Raw genomic sequence first — 19461 nt, 5'->3', positions numbered from 1 at the left:
AATCCGGGGATACAGAAAAACGCCCCCGCACCGCCAGGCGGCACGGGAGCATTTGCCAAAATGTTTATAAAAATCAATTATGCAATCAGTCTCGCAATCAGACCTTCCACAATTCCCCATAAGGAGAAATCCTGGCCACCGTATACCAGCATCCAGTTGTTGATGGTGTGTCCAAAGAAGTAGGAGCCGAAGCCTACCAGGAATACCATGACGATACCGGCAACCGCTGTTCCGATGATACATCCGCGGATACCGCCCTGGGCGTTGGAGATGATGGCCGCGCAGCCAATCTCGAAGAAGCAGGTGAAGGTCAGCGGGATGATAACGGTCGGGAACATTCCGGCAGTCAGTAATATCGTCAGTGTGGATGTAATCATAGCCACGATAAATCCGATAATCAACGCGTTAGGCGCAAATGGGAATAACAGTGGGCAGTCGAGGGCCGGGATGGCGCCTGGAACGACCTTTTCTGCAATACCCTTGAAAGCCGGGATAATTTCCGCAATCAACATACGCACACCTAACAGCAGGATGGTAACGCCCACACCAAAGTAGATGGCTTTTGTAAAAATGTAGGTGAAAATGCCTGTGGTGCCGCCTGCGTATCCCCACACTTCGCCCGGGTTAAAGCCATTGCCTTTGAGGATGAAGAACATCACAATGTAGGTGATGGCAATAACAAAAGAGCCGGTGATGGATACTTCACGAAGGAAATTCAAGCTCTTTGGGAATTTGATGTCCTCTGTGGAGTGGGATTTGTCTCCCGTAAATTTGGCAATCGTACCGGCCAGAAGTGACAGGCAGGTGGTAGGATGGCCGATGGCAAAACTGGAATCACCGGTCACTGCTTTGACATACGGGAACAGGATATTCGGTGAGATAATCATGTAAGCCGCGGTAAAGATGGCAGCCAGCCCAATCAGTTTGCCGCCTGTCAGCCCGGCGTCTACGCCAGCTGCGATAAACACGTATGGGAACCAGTAAAGCATATGGCCGGTCAAGAATACGGTTTTCCATTTGGTGAATCTGGCAAATACCAGGTTGGCCGCAAAGGCCAGCAGCATAACAATACCAATCTGGGTTCCGTAGATGGACATGTCGATGTCCGCTGTTCCGGAAGCCTGTGGCAGCATGGTGTTAAATGCCGAGGCAAGTCCGTCGATGGAGTTGCCGGTCACAATTCCGGTACCCTGTGATAACACGAAAAAGCCGATTGCCGTCATGACCGTTCCGCGGATGATATCCCCCACAGATTTTTTCTGCAGAATTAAGCCAAGCATGGCAATCAGAGCTAAGAATATGGCCCCTTGTCCAAAGATTTCATTGATAATAAAGTTTAACACACTCATTACATTCCCTCCTCCTGAAAGTATTGCAGTACTTTGTCTGTAATTTCTTTCTTATCTACGAAGCTGTTGATGACGATAACCGGAACGGATGCCCGCTCCTTGATTCTGTCCGCCAGTTCGGCAGATGTGAAGATAGCATCGCAGGGTGTTGCATTGGCGGTGCCCACATCTCCACAGAATACGTCGGCCTCCAGCCCCTGTTCTTTTAATACATCCTGAATCTTCATGCGAAGAAGCAGGGAAGAACCACAACCAAAACCACATACTGTTTGAATCTTTTTCATGAATCTCACCTCCTTAACAGTTGGATTACTTCGTCAATATGTTCAGCTGCTTCCAGCTTGTCCACCACTCCATCCTGCATCAGCACATCCGCTATCTCGGACAGTTTTTCCATATGGCTGGTTCTGTCGACACAGGCCAGACACAGGACAACGGAGACATTTCCATTGACGGAACCGAAGTCAACAGGCTGCTCCAGGGTAACCAGAGAAATGTCGGTCTTTTTTACCGCATCGCAGGGAGCCGCGTGAGCCAGAGCCAGCTTTGGCATCAGCACAATATAAGGGCCAAGTTCTTTCACTGCCTGAATCATGTTGGCTGTGTACTGGTCTGTGATACTGCCTGCGTCAACCAGCACCTGGCCTGCCGCCTGTATGGCTTCCTCCCAGGTGGCGGCGGGGACATGTACCTTGACATGTTTGTCGTCCAATAGAAAACTCATGGGATAACCTCCTTTAATTTTCTAAAAATATTATAAGACTTTTCACCATACACAGATAGTTCAAGTTATTTCAAAAGTTTTGAAACAATATAATCTTTACAGTAAAAATGGCAGGCCCTATAATGGGGACAGAAAGGCTGGGAGTAGGATGAATCAGAAAACACTGCAGGTATTGTCAATATTGACCAATTCACCCCAACAGTATTTTAAATATGAGGATTTGGCGAAAGCGTTGTGCGTGGGAACCAGAAGTATCCGGAATTATGTTCAGGTTATCTCTGACTATCTCAAGTTAAAGGAACCTGGGCGGACGCTGATATCTGTCTCGGACAAGGGCATTGCCTTTATGGGCAGTGCGGAAGAAGGGCGGAAGATCTATCTGACGATCTCGGACAATGACTTTTATCTGTACCGGCTGTCGCCAAATGAGCGGGTCAGGATGATTCTGCTTCTGTTGCTGCTGTCGGATTCCTATTTGAAGCTGTCAGATTTTTCGGAGCGGTTTAATACCAGCCGTGCCACGATTGTCAAGGATATGGAGCAGGTAAAGCGGCTGCTGGAGCGACACAATCTGTCCTTCAGCCCGCTGATTAACAAGGGTTATCTGCTGGTGATTCCCGAGGCGCAGCGGCGGGAGATGATAGAGAAGACCATTGCCGACAATTCGCTGTCGGGACTGCGGCACCCTTCCAATTATTCTTATCACGTTCTGGTGGATGAGAGCGGAGTGGATGAGCAGAAGCTGGCGGATTTGATCGTGAATCTGGAAGTGAAATATGATATCAACGTGTCGGACGCCTGTTTTGATGAGCTTTTGTTGTTTATGATTATCACGGCGGCCCGGTTGAAGGCAGGGCATGCGGTGGTTTCCTGTGATGTGGAGGAGCTGTCAGAGAGCGGCCGGCAGATATCCGAGCTTGCGGAGGAAATGCTGACGGAACTGACAAGGCTGGAACCCCATCTGGCGCTGCCGGTTGGCTTTGACAATGAGCGTTTTGACAGTGAACGGCGTCTGCTGGCGAAGAAGCTGCAGAGCTGCCGGTTTTATCCGTCGGCTTCCGGATGTAATGGAGCGGATATTCAGCTTCATATCGTCTTGTCCTATTTTCTGGTGTCGGTGGGGCAAGAGCTTTCCATTCCGTTTTACAGTGATAAGCCGATGATAGAGATGCTGGAAATGCATCTGGACAGCATGATAAAACTTCACGCCAGCGGTTCCCGGGTGGAAAATGAATATACCAGGCAGATTATAGAGGAATATCCGGAATACTATGAGGCGGTGAAGAAACACAAGAGGATACTGGAAAATTACTCCGGGTATGAGTACCGGGATGAGGACATTGTATTTGTGATTATGTATCTGCTGGTATCGGCGGACAAATATTTTACGGACGATGTGATACCGCGGGTGATTGTGTGCTGTCACACGGGGATGGGGACCGCCAATTTTTTGGCGAAGCAGTTGAAGGCCAGCTATAACATCGAGGTGGCGGCGGTGACCTCCAATCACAAGCTGCCGGAGCTTCTGAAACTGTGTGAGTGTGATTTAATTATTACAACCATGCCGCTGGCGGAGATGGACAAGGACTGGATTAAGGTCTCTCCCATGTTGACGGACCGGGATGTTGTGGAACTGAGCAACTGGTTTTCTTCTATTAAGAAGGAGAAGGGATACCGCAAGATAAAGCTGAATCTGGAGCATGCCTCCAGGAAATGTACTGGGGAGGGAAGCATAAGGGAAATCAAAGGATTTGGGGAGAGGAACATTCTTCTGGACAGAAGCTGTGAGACTCCGGAGGAAGCCATACGGCTGTCGGCAGGTCCTCTTCTTGAGAATGGAAGTATCCGGCCGGAGTATGTGGATGCCATTCTTGATTTTTATCACGAGAACGGGGCCTATTTTGTCTACTGTCCCCATGTGGCGCTGGCCCATGCCAGCCCGGATGATGGGGTAAATGCCTTTGGATTTACAATTCTGCGGCTGAATCCCCAGATTCCGTTTCACAGCCAGAATTTTGACCCGGTGCAGTATGTGGTGTGTATGTCATTGACGGACAAGCAGAGCCATACGAAGGAGGTGCTGAATATTATGACGATTTTCAGCATTCCGGAAAATATAGAAATCTTAAACAGTTTGAGAACACCGGGTGAGGTGTATCAAATGATATTAAAAAAGTGGGAGGATACCTATGAATCGTGACAGTTACAGCTTCAAGTATATGGAGCATATTGAGGAGATTTTTAACAGGATTAAAGAGACGCAGATGACAGCTATTGATGAGGCGGCGAAAAAAATTGCGGAAGCGATTGCCGGTGGACATGCCGTCTATATCTTTGGCGCGTCCCATGCGGGAATTCTGGCGCAGGAGATGTTTTACCGCACCGGCGGCCTGGCGGTGATTAATCCTATTCTTCCGGCGGAGTTTATGCTGAACACGAGGCCGGTGGACCAGACGTCAGCCATGGAGAAGCTGGAGGGATACCCCACTGTGATTTTAAACCACACAGCGATACAGGAGGGCGATGTATTGATTCTCCACTCGGTGTCCGGGCGGAATACAGCGGCGATTGAGATGGGAATTGAGGCCGGGAAGAAAGGGGTATATACGATTGCCATTACGAACATGACTTATACCAATGGTGTTACTTCCAGACACTCCAGTGGGAAGAAGCTGTTTGAAGTGTGCGATATGTATATTGACAACTGCGGTGATTTTGAGGACTCCAGCATGCTACTTCCGGGGATGGAGCAGAAGATTGCACCGACTTCCAGCGTGATTGGATGCGGGATTGTGAATATGATGGAAATCTGTATTGTGGAGCACTTACTGGCGATGGATGTGGTACCGCCAGTATTCCACAGCGCCAATGTGGACGGCGGGATGGAGTTTAACCAGGTGTTGTTTGAGAAGTATGGGGAGCAGATTCATTATATGAAATAACCACATGAAAAAATATTTTGAAAATTTTTCAAATTTATGAAAGGATTGGGCTTCTTCATTCGTATTTCTATTGGAAAGATGAAAAAGATATGATAAAATCGGAGGTATGAAATGAAGAAAGCAATTGGTCTGGCATTTTTGACAATGAGTTTGATGGCTGGGACTGTGACAGCATATGCGGCAACCGGAAGTGCGGCTGTTGGGCCTGGATGTGGGCAGGGAAGCTATTGTGAGGAGTATGAGTGTATGAGAGACGGCGTCTGTACGGTTTCAGATTGTGAGTATCACAGCACGACTACTTATGACGGTAATGGCTGTCGGTTAGACCATACTCATAACAGTAACTGCTCCGGAACACAGAGCGGTCATCACGGTGGCAGAGGCCATCATGGAAGAGGTCATTGCTAGAAGGAGTTATCATGCGGAGTGAGCAGGAAGCGGACCGGGCGATTACGTTATATTCGGATACGGTCCGCAAGATTTGTATGCTGCATTTGAAGAGCTATGCTGATACGGAGGACATATTTCAAACAGTGTTTTTGAAATATGTCCTCTATTCGGGTTCTTTTGAAAACAGTGAGCACGAGAAGGCATGGATTATCCGTGTGACCATCAATGCCTGTAAGGATTATTTAAAAAGTTTCTTCCGGAGTCATACGGTTCCGCTGGAGGAGATAACGGAAGTGGCGGGAGAGATGCCAAAGGAGCACAGCGAGGTGCTGGAGGCGGTGCTTTCTCTTCCGAAGAAATATAAGGATGTTGTGTATCTGTTTTATTATGAGGATTATACGGCGGTGGAGATCAGTGAGATTCTCGGCAGGAACGTGAATACGGTTTATACGCTTCTTGCCCGTGCAAAGGTGATGCTGAGAGAGATGCTTGGAGGTGATGACTTTGAATAATCAGTTGAAACATGCGTTTGATACCGTGGTTGCGGAGGATAAATTAAAAGAGAATACAAGGAATTACCTGCATTATAGATTATATGGAAAATATAGACGGAGAGCGATGTACGGAAAACTGGCAGTGGCCTTCAGTCTTTTGTTGCTGCTTGGGTTTGGCGGACATCTGTTTTATTTCACGCCGGTGTCCTTTATCAGTATTGATATCAACCCGTCTATTGAGCTGGGGATAAACAGGCTGGACAGGATTGTCTCTGTCACACCGTTCAATGTGGACGGCGCGGCGGCGTTGGAGAATCTGCAGTTGAAGAACCGGAAGTATGATGAAGCCATTGTGATACTGCTGGACAGCAGGGGAATGTCCTCGTATGTGACGGAGGAATCCCAAATCAGCATTTCCGTGGCGTCTGATTACAATGAAAAGAATACGGAGATTCAGGAGCGGGTGAGGGCTTGCACGGAAGATAAATATGAAAATGTGAGCTGTCATTCCAGTAATGAAGGAGTGATGGAGAGCGCCCATCACGAAGGGGTTTCCTTTGGAAAATACCAGGCATTTCTGGAATTGCAGTCCCTGGATGCGGATATCCGGCTTGAGGATGTGAAGGATTTGACCATGCGCCAGATTCAGGATTTGATAGATGCGTTTTCAGAGACTACGGAGACAGGAGATGTCAGTTCGGAGACGACTGGTTCAGAGAACGCGGGTTCCGGCTCAACGGATTCCGGTATGTCGGATTACCGTGAGATAACTGGGGAAACCGACAGAATGGACTGCGAGAATAATGAGATATATGGCCATGGTCATGGGCACAGCGGAGGAAAATGCCAAAATTGACATTGCGTAGATTGTCGGCTATAATGAAGACAAAATACGTGCACGGAGGAAGCGGGAATGAGGAAATTTTGTTTGACGGTGGCGATGGCGGCGGTGATGTCTCTCTCGGCGGCCGGGGCTGCATTTGCGGGGCAGTGGATTCAGGATGCGGCGGGGTGGAAGTATCAGAAGGATGATGCGTCTTTCCATGTGAACAGCTGGCAGTGGGTTGATAATAAATGTTATTACTTTACGCCGGAGGGTTACTGCCTGTTAAATACGACGACTCCGGATGGATTCACGGTGGACGCCAGCGGCGCCTGGACGGTGAATGGCGTGGTCCAGCTGCAGCAGGTGACGCCGCAGGAGGGCTGGAACCAGCTGGGAGATGTCTGGAAGTACTATACCAACAACAAGTATGTGACTTCTGCCTGGAGAGCGGTGGATGGGAAACGCTATTATTTTGATGAGAGCGGCAATATGGTGACCGGTTTCCGGAATGTGAATGGAGAGAAGTATTATTTTAATTCTGACGGTTCACTTGTGACTGCCTCCTTTACGCTGGATGGAATGCGGTATGTGGTCAGCTCCACAGGGGTGATTACGGATGAGATTGATGAGTTTGACTGGTTCTCCGGCAATTATTCTTCTACGACCTATGATTCCGGCAATAACAATAGCAGTGATAAGAGCAGCTATGCGAAGCGGGTATTTGAGATTGTGAATGAAAATCGCCGGGCGGCCGGTGTGGAAGAGCTGGAGTGGGACGATATATTGGCCTCCTGCGCGACGGAGCGCGCTTATGAGCTGCAGGACAGAATGAGCCATACACGTCCGGATGATTCCAAATGGTCCACAATTTTGGAGGAGACAGGGGTCTCTTACAGTAAATCCGGCGAGAATATTGCTTCCGGACAGACATCGGCGAAGGCGGTTATGACAGCCTGGATGAAGTCCACAGGCCATAAGAATAATATTATGAATACCGGCTATGAGCGCATGGGCGTTGGCTGTGTGTATATCGACGGAACCTATTACTGGGTACAGTTATTTACGGATTAAAAAAAATTATTTTCATAATAAGATTAGTAAGACCGATTTTGGCAGACTGTGAGGAATGTGAAAAACCTCTTGACAGTACGCTGAATCGGTCTTTTTTTATGAAATGAGAGTGCTAAATGTTATAATTACACAAATTGTAAGGGTTTTCATGTGCACATTGCACAAATAAAATAAAAATTTTCATCAATATAAAATATTGAAAAAAATTTCCAAAAATAGTATAGTGGACATATCACTTGAGGCAGTAAGATGTCTCACATTATAAGGAGGAAGTAATATGAAAAAAACGTTGGCATTGGTTTTAACGGCTGCTCTGGCTGTCACGGCGCTTAGCGGATGCGGTTCGAAAAAGACGGACACCACGACCCAGACCCAGGCGGCGGCAGAACAGACAACAGCGGCAGGGGAGACGGCAGCCGCAGGCGGAGCTTCCGCTTCGGCAGGAACTCTGAAATTGGCGGTGACCACAGGCGATGGTTCCACGACCGATGATAAGATTCCAACTCCGTGGTACAATCGTATCATGGCGACGAATCTGATGTACAGAGCCCTGTTCCTGGCTGACAGCACGTTGACAGAAGTGACTCCGGATTTGGCAGATACATACACCGTAAGCGATGACGGTCTGGTTTACACCATTACCCTGAAGGACGGCCTGAAATGGTCTGACGGACAGGATTTAACGGTTGACGATGTTCAGTTCTCCATCGAGACCGGTCTGAAAGCAGCTACCATCAACTCGATTTACACGGCGGCTTTCAAGAACATTAAAGATATCAAAACCGATGGCAATACCATCACATTGACCTTAAGCGAGCCATACGCGGCTATGCTGAACGTACTGGCACAGTTTGCAATCCTTCCAAAGCATTCTCTGGAAAATGCGGACCCGTTAAGCCTGGAGTCTGACCCGTTCTGGACCAACCCGGTTACTTCCGGCATGTATGCACTGGATGAGTTAAGCGTTGGCAACTACTTCACCTTAAAACGGAACGAGAATTATGAGGGAGCGGCTCCTAAGATTGACAAGGTTATCTGCTACTTCGTATCAGACTATGTGACAGCGGCACAGGCCGGAAACACCGATTATGTGTTTGGCAACGCGGCGGATCTGGTGGAAGCTTTGCAGGGAATGTCCAACTTTACGGCTCACGAGGTAGATGTTCTGTTCTACAAATACTTTATCTTTAATATGAAGGGAATCGACGGCAACGAGAATCCGGCTATGCAGAATGTGGAAGTCCGCAAGGCCATCATGGAAGCCATTGACCGTGCCACCCTGGCGACTCTGTATCCGAACGCCAACGTGTTAAACAGCGGTGTTCCAAATTCCAGTCCGGCTTACAATGGCTTTGAGTACAAGTTTGATGCGGAGAAAGCAAAAGCCGACCTTGCGGCATCCGGATATGACATGAGCCGTACCTTAAAAATTTGCTATTACAACAACGACCAGACAAGTATTGACCTTATCAACACCGTAGTTTATTACTTAGAGCAGGCAGGGCTGAAAGTGGAAGCGACTCTTTCCAACGACGGAACCACAGATTTGTTTACCACGAGAGCTTATGATATCGGATTCAAGGGCAAGAGCGCATTCTCTATTGATGAGTGGTACACCGAGTATATGAGTTCTGACGGCCTGTTTGCCAACATTTTCGGCGGCGACACTGATTTTGACGGTCTTGTGGCTGACCTTTCTAAGGCGGTTGACGAGAGCAGCAGAAACGAGGTCCTCAAGAAACTTCAGGATATGGAACAGGAGAAAGTGTATAAAGTGCCGGTATTTACCGTTGGTACCTACATTTTCACAAGCAATAACGTAACCATACCAAGCGGCGTGGAGTTCTGTAATCCGCTGTACATGAGCGATTTGGATTTCGCAAACTGGGAAGTGAAATAATCTGAAATAGGACACGGAAACTATGAATCTCATGCGGCGAAATCCGCAGCCAAAGAGGAGACAGTGAGTCTTATCTCCTGTCTCCTCCTTTTGTAAGATTGGAGAGAGATAGAATGCTGAAATTTATTGTCAAGAAGCTGCTCATGATGATTCCCATGCTGCTGCTTATCAGCTTTATAGTGTATTTTGGGCTCCAACTCACGGGAATTGACCCAATTAACTTTATGGTCAGCCCGGAAATGCTTTCCGCCAACAAGGAAAATGTGGAAGCATTGAGAGAGTCTTTAGGATTGAATGACCCTCTGATTATCCAGTATTTCCGCTGGCTGGGCAACTGCCTCCACGGGGACCTGGGTTATTCTTTTGATGGTTCCTCCATCGCTTCTATTATTGCCGTGCGTCTTCCATACACCTTTGAACTGGCCGGATATTCTCTGGTCTTATCGGCGGTGATTGGTATCGGAATCGGCATCATTTCCGCTGTGCGTCAGAATGGTATCATTGATTATGTAGGCCGTGTGCTGGCAGTTCTTGGCCAGGCGGTTCCGCAGTTCCTGGTTGGCATCATCCTGATTCAGGTGTTTGCTATTAAGCTGGGCTGGTTTCCGTCAGCAAACCGGGTCAGTCCCGATGCGACCAATGCGTTTGTGGATGCGTTCAAGCATCTGTTCCTGCCGGTTTTGACGCTGACCATCTGCATGGTGGCTGTTCTGATGCGTTATGCCAGGAATACCATGCTGGATGTGCTGAACAGTGACTATATCAAGACGGCACGCTCCAAGGGCATTCCGGAGTGGAAGGTTTATTTGAAACATGGCTTTCGAAATGCCATGAAGCCGGTGCTGGTTATCCTGGTGTTCCGTATTCCCATGCTGGTGGGCGGCTCCGTGGTAATCGAGAGTGTATTTTCCTACCCAGGCATCGGTCTGACCATGACCAACGCCATTGTTTCCGCGGATTACCCCATCGTTCTGATTACCACTCTGATTATTGCAGCGGCCATGCTCATCTGTTCGTTTATGGTGGATGTGTTCAATGCCCTGCTTGACCCAAGAGTGCGGTTGGGCGAGTGATGAAAGGAGGGGCAAATAAATGAGCAATTCTGCAGGCACAAGCATTAAAGAACAAAATAAGAGCGCGGCTTCTTCTCTTCTGAAACGAAATGTCCGCAAGTTCATGAACAATAAACTGGCGTTGTTTGGTCTGATAGTGGTGGTGATGATTGCCGTGGCCTGTATCGTGGGCATGGTAATCGGCGTGGATTACAACACCCCGGTTCTGCCGGATATGAAAAAACCGCCCAGCGGCATCCACCTGTTTGGCACGGATACCATCGGGAGAGATTTGCTGGCCCGTGTTTTGGTGGGCGGCTGTTACTCCATCCTGATTGGTGTGTTCTGTGCGGTGATGAGTTCCGTGATTGGGGCGGCGTTAGGCGCGGTGGCCGGATATTTTGGTGGGAAGACGGATACGATTCTGATTCGTATCTCTGAAGTGTTCCAGGCATTTCCGCAGCTGGTACTGGTAATGATGCTGGTGGCCATCGTCAACAAGAGAGGTCTTGGCAACCTGCTGTTTATCTTTGTGCTGACCGGATGGATGACCACCTTCCGTATGGTCCGCAATGAGTTTATGAGTATTAAGGGGGAGACCTATGTCAAGGTGTGTGAAGCCTTTGGCATGAGCAGGAACAACATTATGTTCAAGCAGATTCTTCCCAATGTGATGAGTCCGATTATCGTGTCGACCACCACCAACGTGGCGTTCTTTATTCTCCAGGAAGCGGCCCTTTCCTTTATCGGTCTGGGTGTCGCGGACAGCACGCCTACCTGGGGCAATATTTTAAATGCCGCCAAATCCGTTTCCGTGGTAACTAACCAGTGGTGGATCTGGTTATTCCCGGGACTTGCAATCAGCTTATTTGTACTTGCCATCAATTTCCTGGGCGACGGTCTGAGAGATGTGCTGGATGCAAAACAGCAGTAAGGGGGAAATCATGGATAACAGAGAGATTATTTTAAATGTTGAGAAATTGAATACCTCGTTTTGCTCAGACAAGAAAGTGGTCAAGATTGTGAAGGATGTGTCATTCCAGCTGAAAAGAGGGAAAACACTGGCCGTTGTCGGCGAGTCCGGCTGTGGAAAGAGTGTGACCATGAATTCCATCATGCGCTTTACGGGGAAAAATGCAATTGTGGAAGCGAAGAGTATCCAGTATAATGCATTAAAGGACGGAAAAATCAAGGAATACCATCTGGAGAGTATCAAGGAGCCCAATGGGCCGGAGATGCGCTCCCTCAGAGGACCTGATATGTCCATGGTGTTTCAGGATCCTATGAGCAGTTTAAATCCGGTCTACAAGGTGGGAGACCAGGTGGCGGAGGGACTGCTTCAGCACAATAAGGGCATGACGAAGCAGCAGGCCCGCGAGAAGGTGCTGGAAATGTTTAAAAAGCTGGGAATTCCGGACCCGGAGGAGCGGATTGACTGCTTTCCACATCAGTTTTCCGGTGGAATGAAGCAGAGAGTGGTGATTGCCATCGCCATGATTTGTAATCCGGAACTGATTATCTGCGACGAGCCGACGACGGCGCTGGATGTGACCATTCAGGCGCAGATTATGGAGCTGTTGAAGGAGCTTCAGGTGAAGGACGGCAAATCTATCATTTTGATTACCCACAACATGGGACTGGTGGCGGAGATGGCCGATGAGGTCTGCGTCATGTACATGGGCCGGGTGGTGGAGTTTGGAAGCCTGGAGGATGTGTTTGACAGAACCAGTCATCCCTATACGAAGGCGCTGCTTCGCAGTGTGCCGGTGCTGGGGCTGGCGGACGGACAGAAGCTGGAGACGATTCCGGGGGCGACGCCCAATCCTTCTGATTTGAAAGAGGGCTGTGAGTTTGCGGACCGCTGTCCGGAATGCACGGAGAATTGCCGTAAGGGAGTCATCCCCGCTTATGAGGTTGGCCCAGGCCATCACGTGCGCTGCCTGAAGTATCGTTCCTGTCCGGAGGTGGAGTAGATGAATGAGAATAGAGAAGTCATTTTTAAGGTTGAGAATTTACAGACCTGGTTTCCAATCACCAAGGGAATGCTCAAGAAGGTGGTTGGGCATGTAAAAGCGGTAGATGATGTGAGCCTGGAGGTCTACAAGGGGGAAACCCTGGGAATCGTGGGCGAGTCCGGCTGCGGGAAATCCACGTTTGGAAAAACGGTTATGATGTTGGAGCGGCCCACGGGTGGCCGGGTGCTGTTTAATTTTGGCGACGAGTTTAAGGATATCACCCAGTTTAATAAAGAGGAAATGTTTAACTTCCGCAGAAAGGTACAGATGGTGTTCCAGGACCCGTACTCGGCGTTGAATCCGCAGAAGAAAATATACTCTTCGTTTGAGGAGCCGTTGAAGGTTCACGGCATTGACACGCTGGAGGAGCGGGAAGAGGTGATGCAGAAGGTACTGAAGATGGTAAATATCCAGCCGGATTACCTGATGCGGTATCCCCATGAGTTCTCCGGCGGCCAGCGGCAGAGGCTCTGCATCGCAAGAGCGCTGGAGGTAATGCCGGAGGTATTAATCTGTGACGAGCCGGTTTCGGCGCTGGACGTGTCGATTCAGGCGCAGGTGCTGAACATGATGAAGGAGATACAGGAGGAGATGAAGCTGACATATCTGTTCATCGCCCATGATTTGTCGGTGGTTCAGTATATGTCGGACAGGATTATGGTGATGTACCTGGGGCGCATTGTGGAGGTGGCGGATTCCAGAGCGCTGTATGACGAGCCGCTGCATCCGTATACACAGGCGCTTTTGTCGGCGATTCCGGTGGCGGATATCCATAAGACGAAGAAGCGCCAGGTTCTGGAGGGTGAGGTGCCCAGTCCGATTCACAAACCGGATGGCTGCCCGTTCCACAACCGCTGTCCGAAATGTATGGAAATCTGTAAGACCCAGCCGCCGGTTATGGTGCACCGCGGGGCCGAAGGGCATATGGTTGCCTGTCATCTGTATGACGGGGAAGGGAAATAGTCATGATTTATACGGATATGAAGCATTTGGCGCGGTATCGGGGAATGAATAAAAACCTGGATGCGGCGATCGAGTATCTGGCGGTGAATGGTTTACATAAGTTGAAAATGGGGAGCAATGAGGTAGACGGCGGGAATGTGTTTATCAACCGGTTTGACTATACTACGGTGCCGGAGGAGGATGCGGCTTTTGAGGCGCATCTGGCTTATGCGGATATTCATCTGCTGAGGTCCGGCAGGGAACTGATAGGGGTCACACCCGTTGGCTTGCTGGAGATAACCGGGACGGACCGGGAGGCGGACAATATGGAATGCTGTGGCCCGGTGGAGACATATGTTCCCATGGAGCCGGGCAAGGTGCTGATTGTGTTTCCGGAGGATGCCCATATGGTGAAAATCCGGTCGGGTAAATGCGTAACGGTGGAAAAGGCAGTTGTGAAGGTTCGAGTGCAGTGAAATTAAAATAAGGATATGCCCGTAAGAGGGCCCGAAAGGAAGGTAAATAGATATGAGAGACATTTCTAAATATCAGGGTATTATCCCGGCATTTTATGCATGTTATGATGATGAGGGAGCTATCAGCCCTGAGAGAGTGGAAGAATTGACACGTTACATGGTCCGCAAAGGAGTGAAGGGCCTCTATGTGGGCGGTTCCTCAGGCGAGTGTATTTATCAGAGCGTCAGCGAGCGCAAGCTGGTGCTGGAGCATGTGGTGAAGGCGGCGGAAGGGAAGCTGACCATCATTGCCCATGTGGGCTGCAACAATACGGCGGACAGTATGGAGCTGGCGGCCCATGCACAGAGTCTGGGTGTGGACGCGATTGCGTCGATACCTCCGATTTATTTCCATCTGCCGGAGTATGCGATTGCGGAGTACTGGAATGATATCTCTTCCGCGGCGCCTGATACGGATTTTGTTATTTACAATATTCCGCAGCTGGCCGGAGTGGCGTTAACTATGCCGTTGTTCCATGAAATGCTGAAGAATCCGAGAGTGGTGGCGGTGAAGAACAGTTCCATGCCGGTTCAGGATATCCAGATGTTTAAGATGGATGGCGGCGAGGGATTTGTGGTATTCAACGGTCCGGATGAGCAGCTGGTGAGCGGTCTTGCCATGGGTGCGGACGGTGGAATCGGTGGAACCTATGGGGTGATGCCGGAACTGTATATCAAGATTATGGAGCTGGTGGAGGCGGGGGATATCCCGAAGGCCAGAGATATTCAGAATGCGGTTGACGGGATTATCTATAAAATGTGCTCCTGCAGAGGAAATTTATATGCGGTTATGAAAGAGATTTTGAATATCCGCGAGGGTCTTAAACTGGGGAGCGTGAGAAAACCGATGCCGGGTCTGGTGGACAGCGATATGCCGTGCGTGAAGGAATGTGCGGACATGATTGGTGAGGCGATTGAGAAATATAGATAAGTGTTAGGAAATACCTTAAGTAAGCATGTCCGGAGGTGAAAGTACATGGCAAAATATTTGATGCTTGACCGGAGACTGTTAAATCCCCAGGCAATGGAGAATATCCAGTTAATCGTGGAGCCGCCGGTGAAGGATGAGATAAATAATCCGCTGTTTACGGAGGAGAAGCCCTGGGAGGTGCGGATTGACAATGGGTATCCCAACGTGCTTTATGACAGGGAGGCGAAGGTTTACCGCTGTTATTATACGTTATTTATAGAGGACGAGGACAGCAGGAAAGCGGATAGAAGGGAGCGGGCGGCCAGGGATTATATTCCCCGGCCGGACCGGGCTCCGGGGCTTGCCTATGCGGAGAGCGTGGATGGGATTCATTGGGTGAAACCTTGTCTGAACCGGGTGGAATGGCAGGGGAGTAAGGAGAATAACCTGATTTTTGCCTTTGCCCATGGGACCGGAGTGATGATTGATGAGCGGGAAACGGATGCGGCCCGCCGTTATAAGATGGTGACGAAGATGGACCAGCCGGGTAAGGAGGCTTACATGGCGGTATCATTTTCGCCGGACGGTGTTGACTGGGAGACGCCGATTCCCTGGCCGGAGCATAATCCGCCGGCAGACAGTCATAATCTGCCGTTCTTTGATGAGCAGGAGAACTGCTATATGCTGTTGTCACGTATCTGGAAGGATGGAATCAGGATTACGACTCTCAGCAAGAGTAAAGATTTTCTTCACTGGAGTGAGCCGGAGGAGACGCTGCGGGGAATCGGGTTTGAAAATCAGGTTTACGCCATGCCGGTGTTCCGGTGGGGAGATTTGTATCTGGGGCTGGCGTCGGTGATCCATGAGGGGGACAGGACTTCAGAGGATTTCGACCAGGTGGATTTGGAACTGGCCTGGGCGGCGGAGCCGGAGCGGTTTGATTTTGTGGCCGCGGGACAGCATCTGATACCACGGGGACGCGGCAGTTACCCGGACGGGGCGTTTGACTGTGGATGTATCTACGCATCGCCGCCGGTGATGACGCCGGAGGGGGAGATGTGGGTCTACTACATGGGTGGCAATGGCTGCCACACCAATTTCCGCGAAAGCTCTCTGGCCAGGGCGAAATGGCAGCCGGATAAATTTGCCGCGCTGACGCCGAGAAGAGTCTATCAGGACAGCGTGCTGGCGACCAGCAGGCTGCGGGTGGAAGGCGGAACATTGGAGCTTCTGGCAGAGCCGGTTGATGAGGACGAGGAGTGGATGCTGGAGGCGGAGATGAGTCCGTTCTGGAATAGTGAGCCATTTGATGGATTTTCTTATGGTGACAGCTGTTATGAGCAGCTGGATAACGGTTGGATTTCGATTCGCTTTGAGAAGGGATTGGAGGTCCTGGCTGGGGAGAAGGCCAGCTTGAAGCTGCAGTTTAGAAACCTGAAGATATGGGCCGTGCAGGGCGATGTGGTGCAGGCGGAACATCGGCTTTGGGAAGGGGCGGAATAGATTATATAAGTTAAAATATCCGGGATATCTTTTGATTTTAGAGATTTCCGGATATTTTTGTTTTTTAATCATTCCGTTTTGGAATAGATATGCTGGAAACGCGAATTGTTTGTCTTCCTCTTTTGTGCTAGGATTTGAAAAGTAGAACATATAGGGAATTACTTTAGGATTGGGAGGATGAAAAGGGTATGCCTACTGGGGTGATAATTAATGCAGTGTCCATACTGTTTGGAGGAATTTTCGGCGCGCTGGCCGGTCATAAGCTGAGCGCTAAGTTTAAGGCGGAAATCACGCTGGTGTTTGGTGTGTGTTCCATGGGGATGGGAATCAGTACTATTGGATTGATGAAGTATATGCCGGCTGTTATTTTTGCTCTGGTTGTGGGGACGGGAATCGGTCTGGCACTGCATCTGGGGGAAGCGTTCAATAAGGGAGCTATGTTGATGCAGAAGCCTATCTCGAAGTTGATGAAGAACCAGAGGACGGAGCTGTCGGAGGAGGAATTCATGGAAACGTTGGTCACGATTATTGTGTTGTTTTGTGCCAGCGGGACCGGTATTTATGGAAGTTTAAGTGCAGGAATGACAGGGGATAATACTATCCTGATATCAAAGTCTATCCTGGACTTTTTTACGGCGGCCATTTTTGCATGTAATTTAGGTTATGTGGTATCTATGATTGCGGTGCCGCAGTTTATTATCTTTTTTATCCTGTTTTTGCTTGCGAAAATCATTTTCCCAATGACGACGCCGGATATGATTCTGGATTTTAAGGCATGTGGAGGATTTTTAATGCTGGCTACCGGGTTCCGGATGGTGAAGCTGAAGGAATTTCCTACGGCGGATATGATACCGGCCATGATATTGGTGATGCCGTTCAGCTGGATTTGGGTTAATTATATTATGGCTTGGGTGTAGGGGATAAGTGTGACCGGCCTTGTTAAGCGCCGGTCATCACATCCATGCAGTGGATGAAGTGTCTTGCAGCCGCGGACAGCGGCATATTCTTTTTATAATATAAACTGACGCGGGAGCAGATGGCGGGTTCGATATCGGCTATGGAGACATTGGGGTTGTTGAAAAATTGGGCCTGCTTTTTCATGAGTAGGGAGATGCCCATGTTTTTGGATGTTAAATCGAGGATGCTTTCCAGGCGGTGCCCGGTGTAGGTGATGTTGGGCTTGAAGCCGGCCTGGCGGCAGGCTGTCTCACAGATGGCGTGAAGCATGGTTCCCTGCTCCAGCAGCAGGAAATCTTCATTGCTCAACTCCTCCAGGCGGATGGACGGTCTGCCTGCCAGAGGGTGGGTGTTTGGCATCACGACCGTCAGATTGTCGGAAAAATAGGGAATCCGGACGAATTCCTTATCTTCCTCATCCGTCTCACGGATAAAGGCCAGTTCACATTCCCCGCGGCGCAGCATGATTTTTAGATCCCCGGAGTCCTTCTCCACCATACGGAGGGAAAAATGGGGATTTTCCCGTTTAAACTGCACGATAATATCCGTAATCTGATATTGCGCCATCACCGGAATGGAGCCGATGGTGATGGTGTCATTGACATCCTTTTTCAGGTTATAAAAAACAGTGGTATACTCGTATTCCGTCTCCGTGATTTTTCTGGCGTATGGAAGCAGCAGCTCTCCATACCGGCTCAGCCCCACCTTCCGGCTGGTTCTGTCAAAGAGAGGGAATCCCAGTTCCTGCTCCATCTGCCGGATATGTTTTGATATCACGGATTGGGAGGTAAAGTGGCGTTCCGCCGTTTCTGTAAAATTCTTTGTCTCAGCTAAGGTGAGAAATTCCCGAAAATATTGTATTTCCATACAATCTCCTATGTGTATTGAGTGAGATTATTTATTTGCGTGACAGCCGTTTCGCAACCTCTTCCATATGGCGGTTGTCCGTTCCACAACAGCCACCATAGATTTTTATCCGGCTGATGTCCTTAAGCGCCGCCATGTCATTTGCAAATGCTTCTGGCTCGGAACATTTTAAATCCTTAGACCCGTCCAATTCCGCATAGGACAAGGGGGATGTGTTGGCCTGAATGCCGAGGAAACGGCTCTGCACCAGTTCACTGCGGTTAAATGGCTGTAACAGAGCTTTCTGCAGGATGACGGGGTGAACACAGTTTGTCATATAGCAGACAGGCGGTTGCCATACTCCATTTACACAGGTATCAAGACTGTCAATATATGCAATCGCGTCATGAATCGTGGTACCGTCTATCAGCCGTCCATCCTTTTGAATGGTAAAACTGATGATATAAGGGACACCGGTTTGCGCCATGGCCCGGGCCATACCGGCGGCTTCCGGCAGTGTAGGCATAATTCCGGCGTAGAGAAAATCCACGTCGACATCACGAAAAAGTCCGGCCTGCCATCCGTGAAAAATTTCCGCTTCCTGTTCTGATAATGCATCCGCCCCCGTGTAGGCATCTCCCTTACAACCCATCAATCCGCCCACATACATTTCAATATCAGACGCCTCCTGTAAACGACGGAGAAACTGAACGTTCCGCCTGATAAGAGCGGTATCATATCCACCAAGCGTCATCCGCTCTCTGTTTGCGCGACGGGTGGGTGTGGTGGCTAAAAAAGGCAGGTGATACGTTCGGGCTATCTGCATATATTCCTGCCAGATAGCGTTTAATGCGCTGCGCCCCTCAACCGTATCAATGAGATTGGCCATAGCCACCTGTTCATCAAATGTCAGATGGTATTCCCGTTTTAAACGTTCGCCCAGTGCGCCTTCCATCAATATGGCGTTATGATTTCGGATACAGTCGTAAAAACTCATACAGGATACTCCTTTTTAGCCTGCGAAA

At 49.4% G+C, this 19461-nt stretch carries 20 protein-coding genes; 15 read left to right on the top strand and 5 right to left on the bottom strand.

Translation table 11 applies throughout. The features are described from left to right. Positions 1-77 precede the first annotated feature (77 nt). Genes HMPREF9473_RS25595 through HMPREF9473_RS25585 form a run of 3 tightly spaced genes read right to left on the bottom strand, consistent with a single transcriptional unit; the run spans position 78 to position 2073 of the window. On the bottom strand, positions 78-1349 hold the full coding sequence (locus tag HMPREF9473_RS25595; RefSeq protein WP_006783137.1) for a PTS ascorbate transporter subunit IIC: 1272 nt from the start codon (positions 1347-1349) through the stop codon (positions 78-80). Continuing rightward, positions 1349-1633 carry a PTS sugar transporter subunit IIB gene (locus HMPREF9473_RS25590; protein WP_006783136.1) on the bottom strand — a complete coding sequence of 95 codons (285 nt, stop codon included), beginning with the start codon at positions 1631-1633 and terminating at the stop codon, positions 1349-1351. Before HMPREF9473_RS25590 ends, HMPREF9473_RS25595 begins: the two co-directional genes overlap by 1 nt. 5 nt (positions 1634-1638) lie before the next feature. Next, positions 1639-2073, bottom strand: coding sequence for a PTS sugar transporter subunit IIA (locus HMPREF9473_RS25585; protein ID WP_006783135.1), 435 nt, complete (start codon positions 2071-2073; stop codon positions 1639-1641). Positions 2074-2221: 148 nt separating this feature from the next. On the opposite strand from HMPREF9473_RS25585, the gene HMPREF9473_RS25580 reads away from it, so the two are divergent. From HMPREF9473_RS25580 to HMPREF9473_RS25515, 15 genes are all read left to right on the top strand, one after another. Beyond that, positions 2222-4273, top strand: a complete 2052-nt coding sequence (locus HMPREF9473_RS25580) for a BglG family transcription antiterminator (RefSeq protein WP_006783134.1) — start codon at positions 2222-2224, stop codon at positions 4271-4273. Further along, positions 4263-5015, top strand: a complete 753-nt coding sequence (locus HMPREF9473_RS25575) for a sugar isomerase domain-containing protein (protein WP_006783133.1) — start codon at positions 4263-4265, stop codon at positions 5013-5015. Before HMPREF9473_RS25580 ends, HMPREF9473_RS25575 begins: the two co-directional genes overlap by 11 nt. 111 nt (positions 5016-5126) lie before the next feature. Continuing rightward, positions 5127-5423 carry a hypothetical protein gene (locus tag HMPREF9473_RS27530; RefSeq protein ID WP_006783132.1) on the top strand — a complete coding sequence of 99 codons (297 nt, stop codon included), beginning with the start codon at positions 5127-5129 and terminating at the stop codon, positions 5421-5423. An 11-nt stretch (positions 5424-5434) separates the two neighbouring features. Then, positions 5435-5917, top strand: a complete 483-nt coding sequence (locus HMPREF9473_RS25570) for an RNA polymerase sigma factor (protein WP_006783131.1) — start codon at positions 5435-5437, stop codon at positions 5915-5917. Further along, positions 5910-6755, top strand: coding sequence for an anti-sigma-I factor RsgI family protein (locus tag HMPREF9473_RS25565; protein ID WP_006783130.1), 846 nt, complete (start codon positions 5910-5912; stop codon positions 6753-6755). The genes HMPREF9473_RS25570 and HMPREF9473_RS25565 overlap by 8 nt, the downstream gene beginning before the upstream one ends. Positions 6756-6812: 57 nt before the next feature. Further along, positions 6813-7796, top strand: a complete 984-nt coding sequence (locus HMPREF9473_RS25560; RefSeq protein WP_006783129.1) for a CAP domain-containing protein — start codon at positions 6813-6815, stop codon at positions 7794-7796. Between the two features lie 277 nt (positions 7797-8073). Then, positions 8074-9696: an ABC transporter substrate-binding protein gene (locus HMPREF9473_RS25555; protein WP_006783128.1), complete on the top strand. Its 1623-nt coding sequence runs from the start codon at positions 8074-8076 to the stop codon at positions 9694-9696. A gap of 113 nt (positions 9697-9809) precedes the next feature. Then, entirely contained in the window at positions 9810-10769 is a 960-nt protein-coding gene (locus HMPREF9473_RS25550) for an ABC transporter permease (RefSeq protein WP_006783127.1), read from the top strand. Positions 10770-10788: 19 nt separating this feature from the next. Next, the gene (locus HMPREF9473_RS25545) at positions 10789-11682 is read left to right on the top strand and encodes an ABC transporter permease (RefSeq protein WP_006783126.1); all 894 of its coding nucleotides are present in this window, start codon (positions 10789-10791) and stop codon (positions 11680-11682) included. Between the two features lie 10 nt (positions 11683-11692). Further along, positions 11693-12721 carry an ABC transporter ATP-binding protein gene (locus HMPREF9473_RS25540; protein ID WP_006783125.1) on the top strand — a complete coding sequence of 343 codons (1029 nt, stop codon included), beginning with the start codon at positions 11693-11695 and terminating at the stop codon, positions 12719-12721. Next, positions 12722-13726 carry an ABC transporter ATP-binding protein gene (locus HMPREF9473_RS25535; RefSeq protein ID WP_006783124.1) on the top strand — a complete coding sequence of 335 codons (1005 nt, stop codon included), beginning with the start codon at positions 12722-12724 and terminating at the stop codon, positions 13724-13726. 2 nt (positions 13727-13728) lie between these two features. Then, positions 13729-14181 (top strand): YhcH/YjgK/YiaL family protein, encoded by a 453-nt coding sequence (locus HMPREF9473_RS25530; RefSeq protein WP_006783123.1) that lies wholly within the window; start codon positions 13729-13731, stop codon positions 14179-14181. 52 nt (positions 14182-14233) lie between these two features. Next, a complete protein-coding gene (locus HMPREF9473_RS25525; protein WP_006783122.1) occupies positions 14234-15151 on the top strand; it encodes a dihydrodipicolinate synthase family protein in 918 nt (305 codons plus the stop codon). Between the two features lie 45 nt (positions 15152-15196). Then, positions 15197-16633 carry a hypothetical protein gene (locus HMPREF9473_RS25520; RefSeq protein WP_006783121.1) on the top strand — a complete coding sequence of 479 codons (1437 nt, stop codon included), beginning with the start codon at positions 15197-15199 and terminating at the stop codon, positions 16631-16633. A gap of 188 nt (positions 16634-16821) precedes the next feature. After that, a complete protein-coding gene (locus tag HMPREF9473_RS25515; RefSeq protein ID WP_006783120.1) occupies positions 16822-17550 on the top strand; it encodes a DUF554 domain-containing protein in 729 nt (242 codons plus the stop codon). 22 nt (positions 17551-17572) lie between these two features. Here the strand turns inward: HMPREF9473_RS25515 and HMPREF9473_RS25510 are convergent, their stop codons facing one another. Together HMPREF9473_RS25510 and HMPREF9473_RS25505 are read right to left on the bottom strand one after the other, a co-directional pair. Continuing rightward, positions 17573-18457 (bottom strand): LysR family transcriptional regulator, encoded by an 885-nt coding sequence (locus HMPREF9473_RS25510; RefSeq protein ID WP_006783119.1) that lies wholly within the window; start codon positions 18455-18457, stop codon positions 17573-17575. A gap of 31 nt (positions 18458-18488) precedes the next feature. Continuing rightward, the gene (locus HMPREF9473_RS25505) at positions 18489-19433 is read right to left on the bottom strand and encodes a homocysteine S-methyltransferase family protein (protein ID WP_006783118.1); all 945 of its coding nucleotides are present in this window, start codon (positions 19431-19433) and stop codon (positions 18489-18491) included. Positions 19434-19461 lie beyond the last annotated feature (28 nt).

The organism is Hungatella hathewayi WAL-18680, from assembly GCF_000235505.1.
Taxonomy (GTDB): Bacteria; Bacillota; Clostridia; order Lachnospirales; family Lachnospiraceae; genus Hungatella_A; species Hungatella_A hathewayi_A.
The sequence above is the reverse complement of the archived record's forward strand: the minus strand, read 5'-3'. Positions and strand labels throughout refer to the sequence as shown.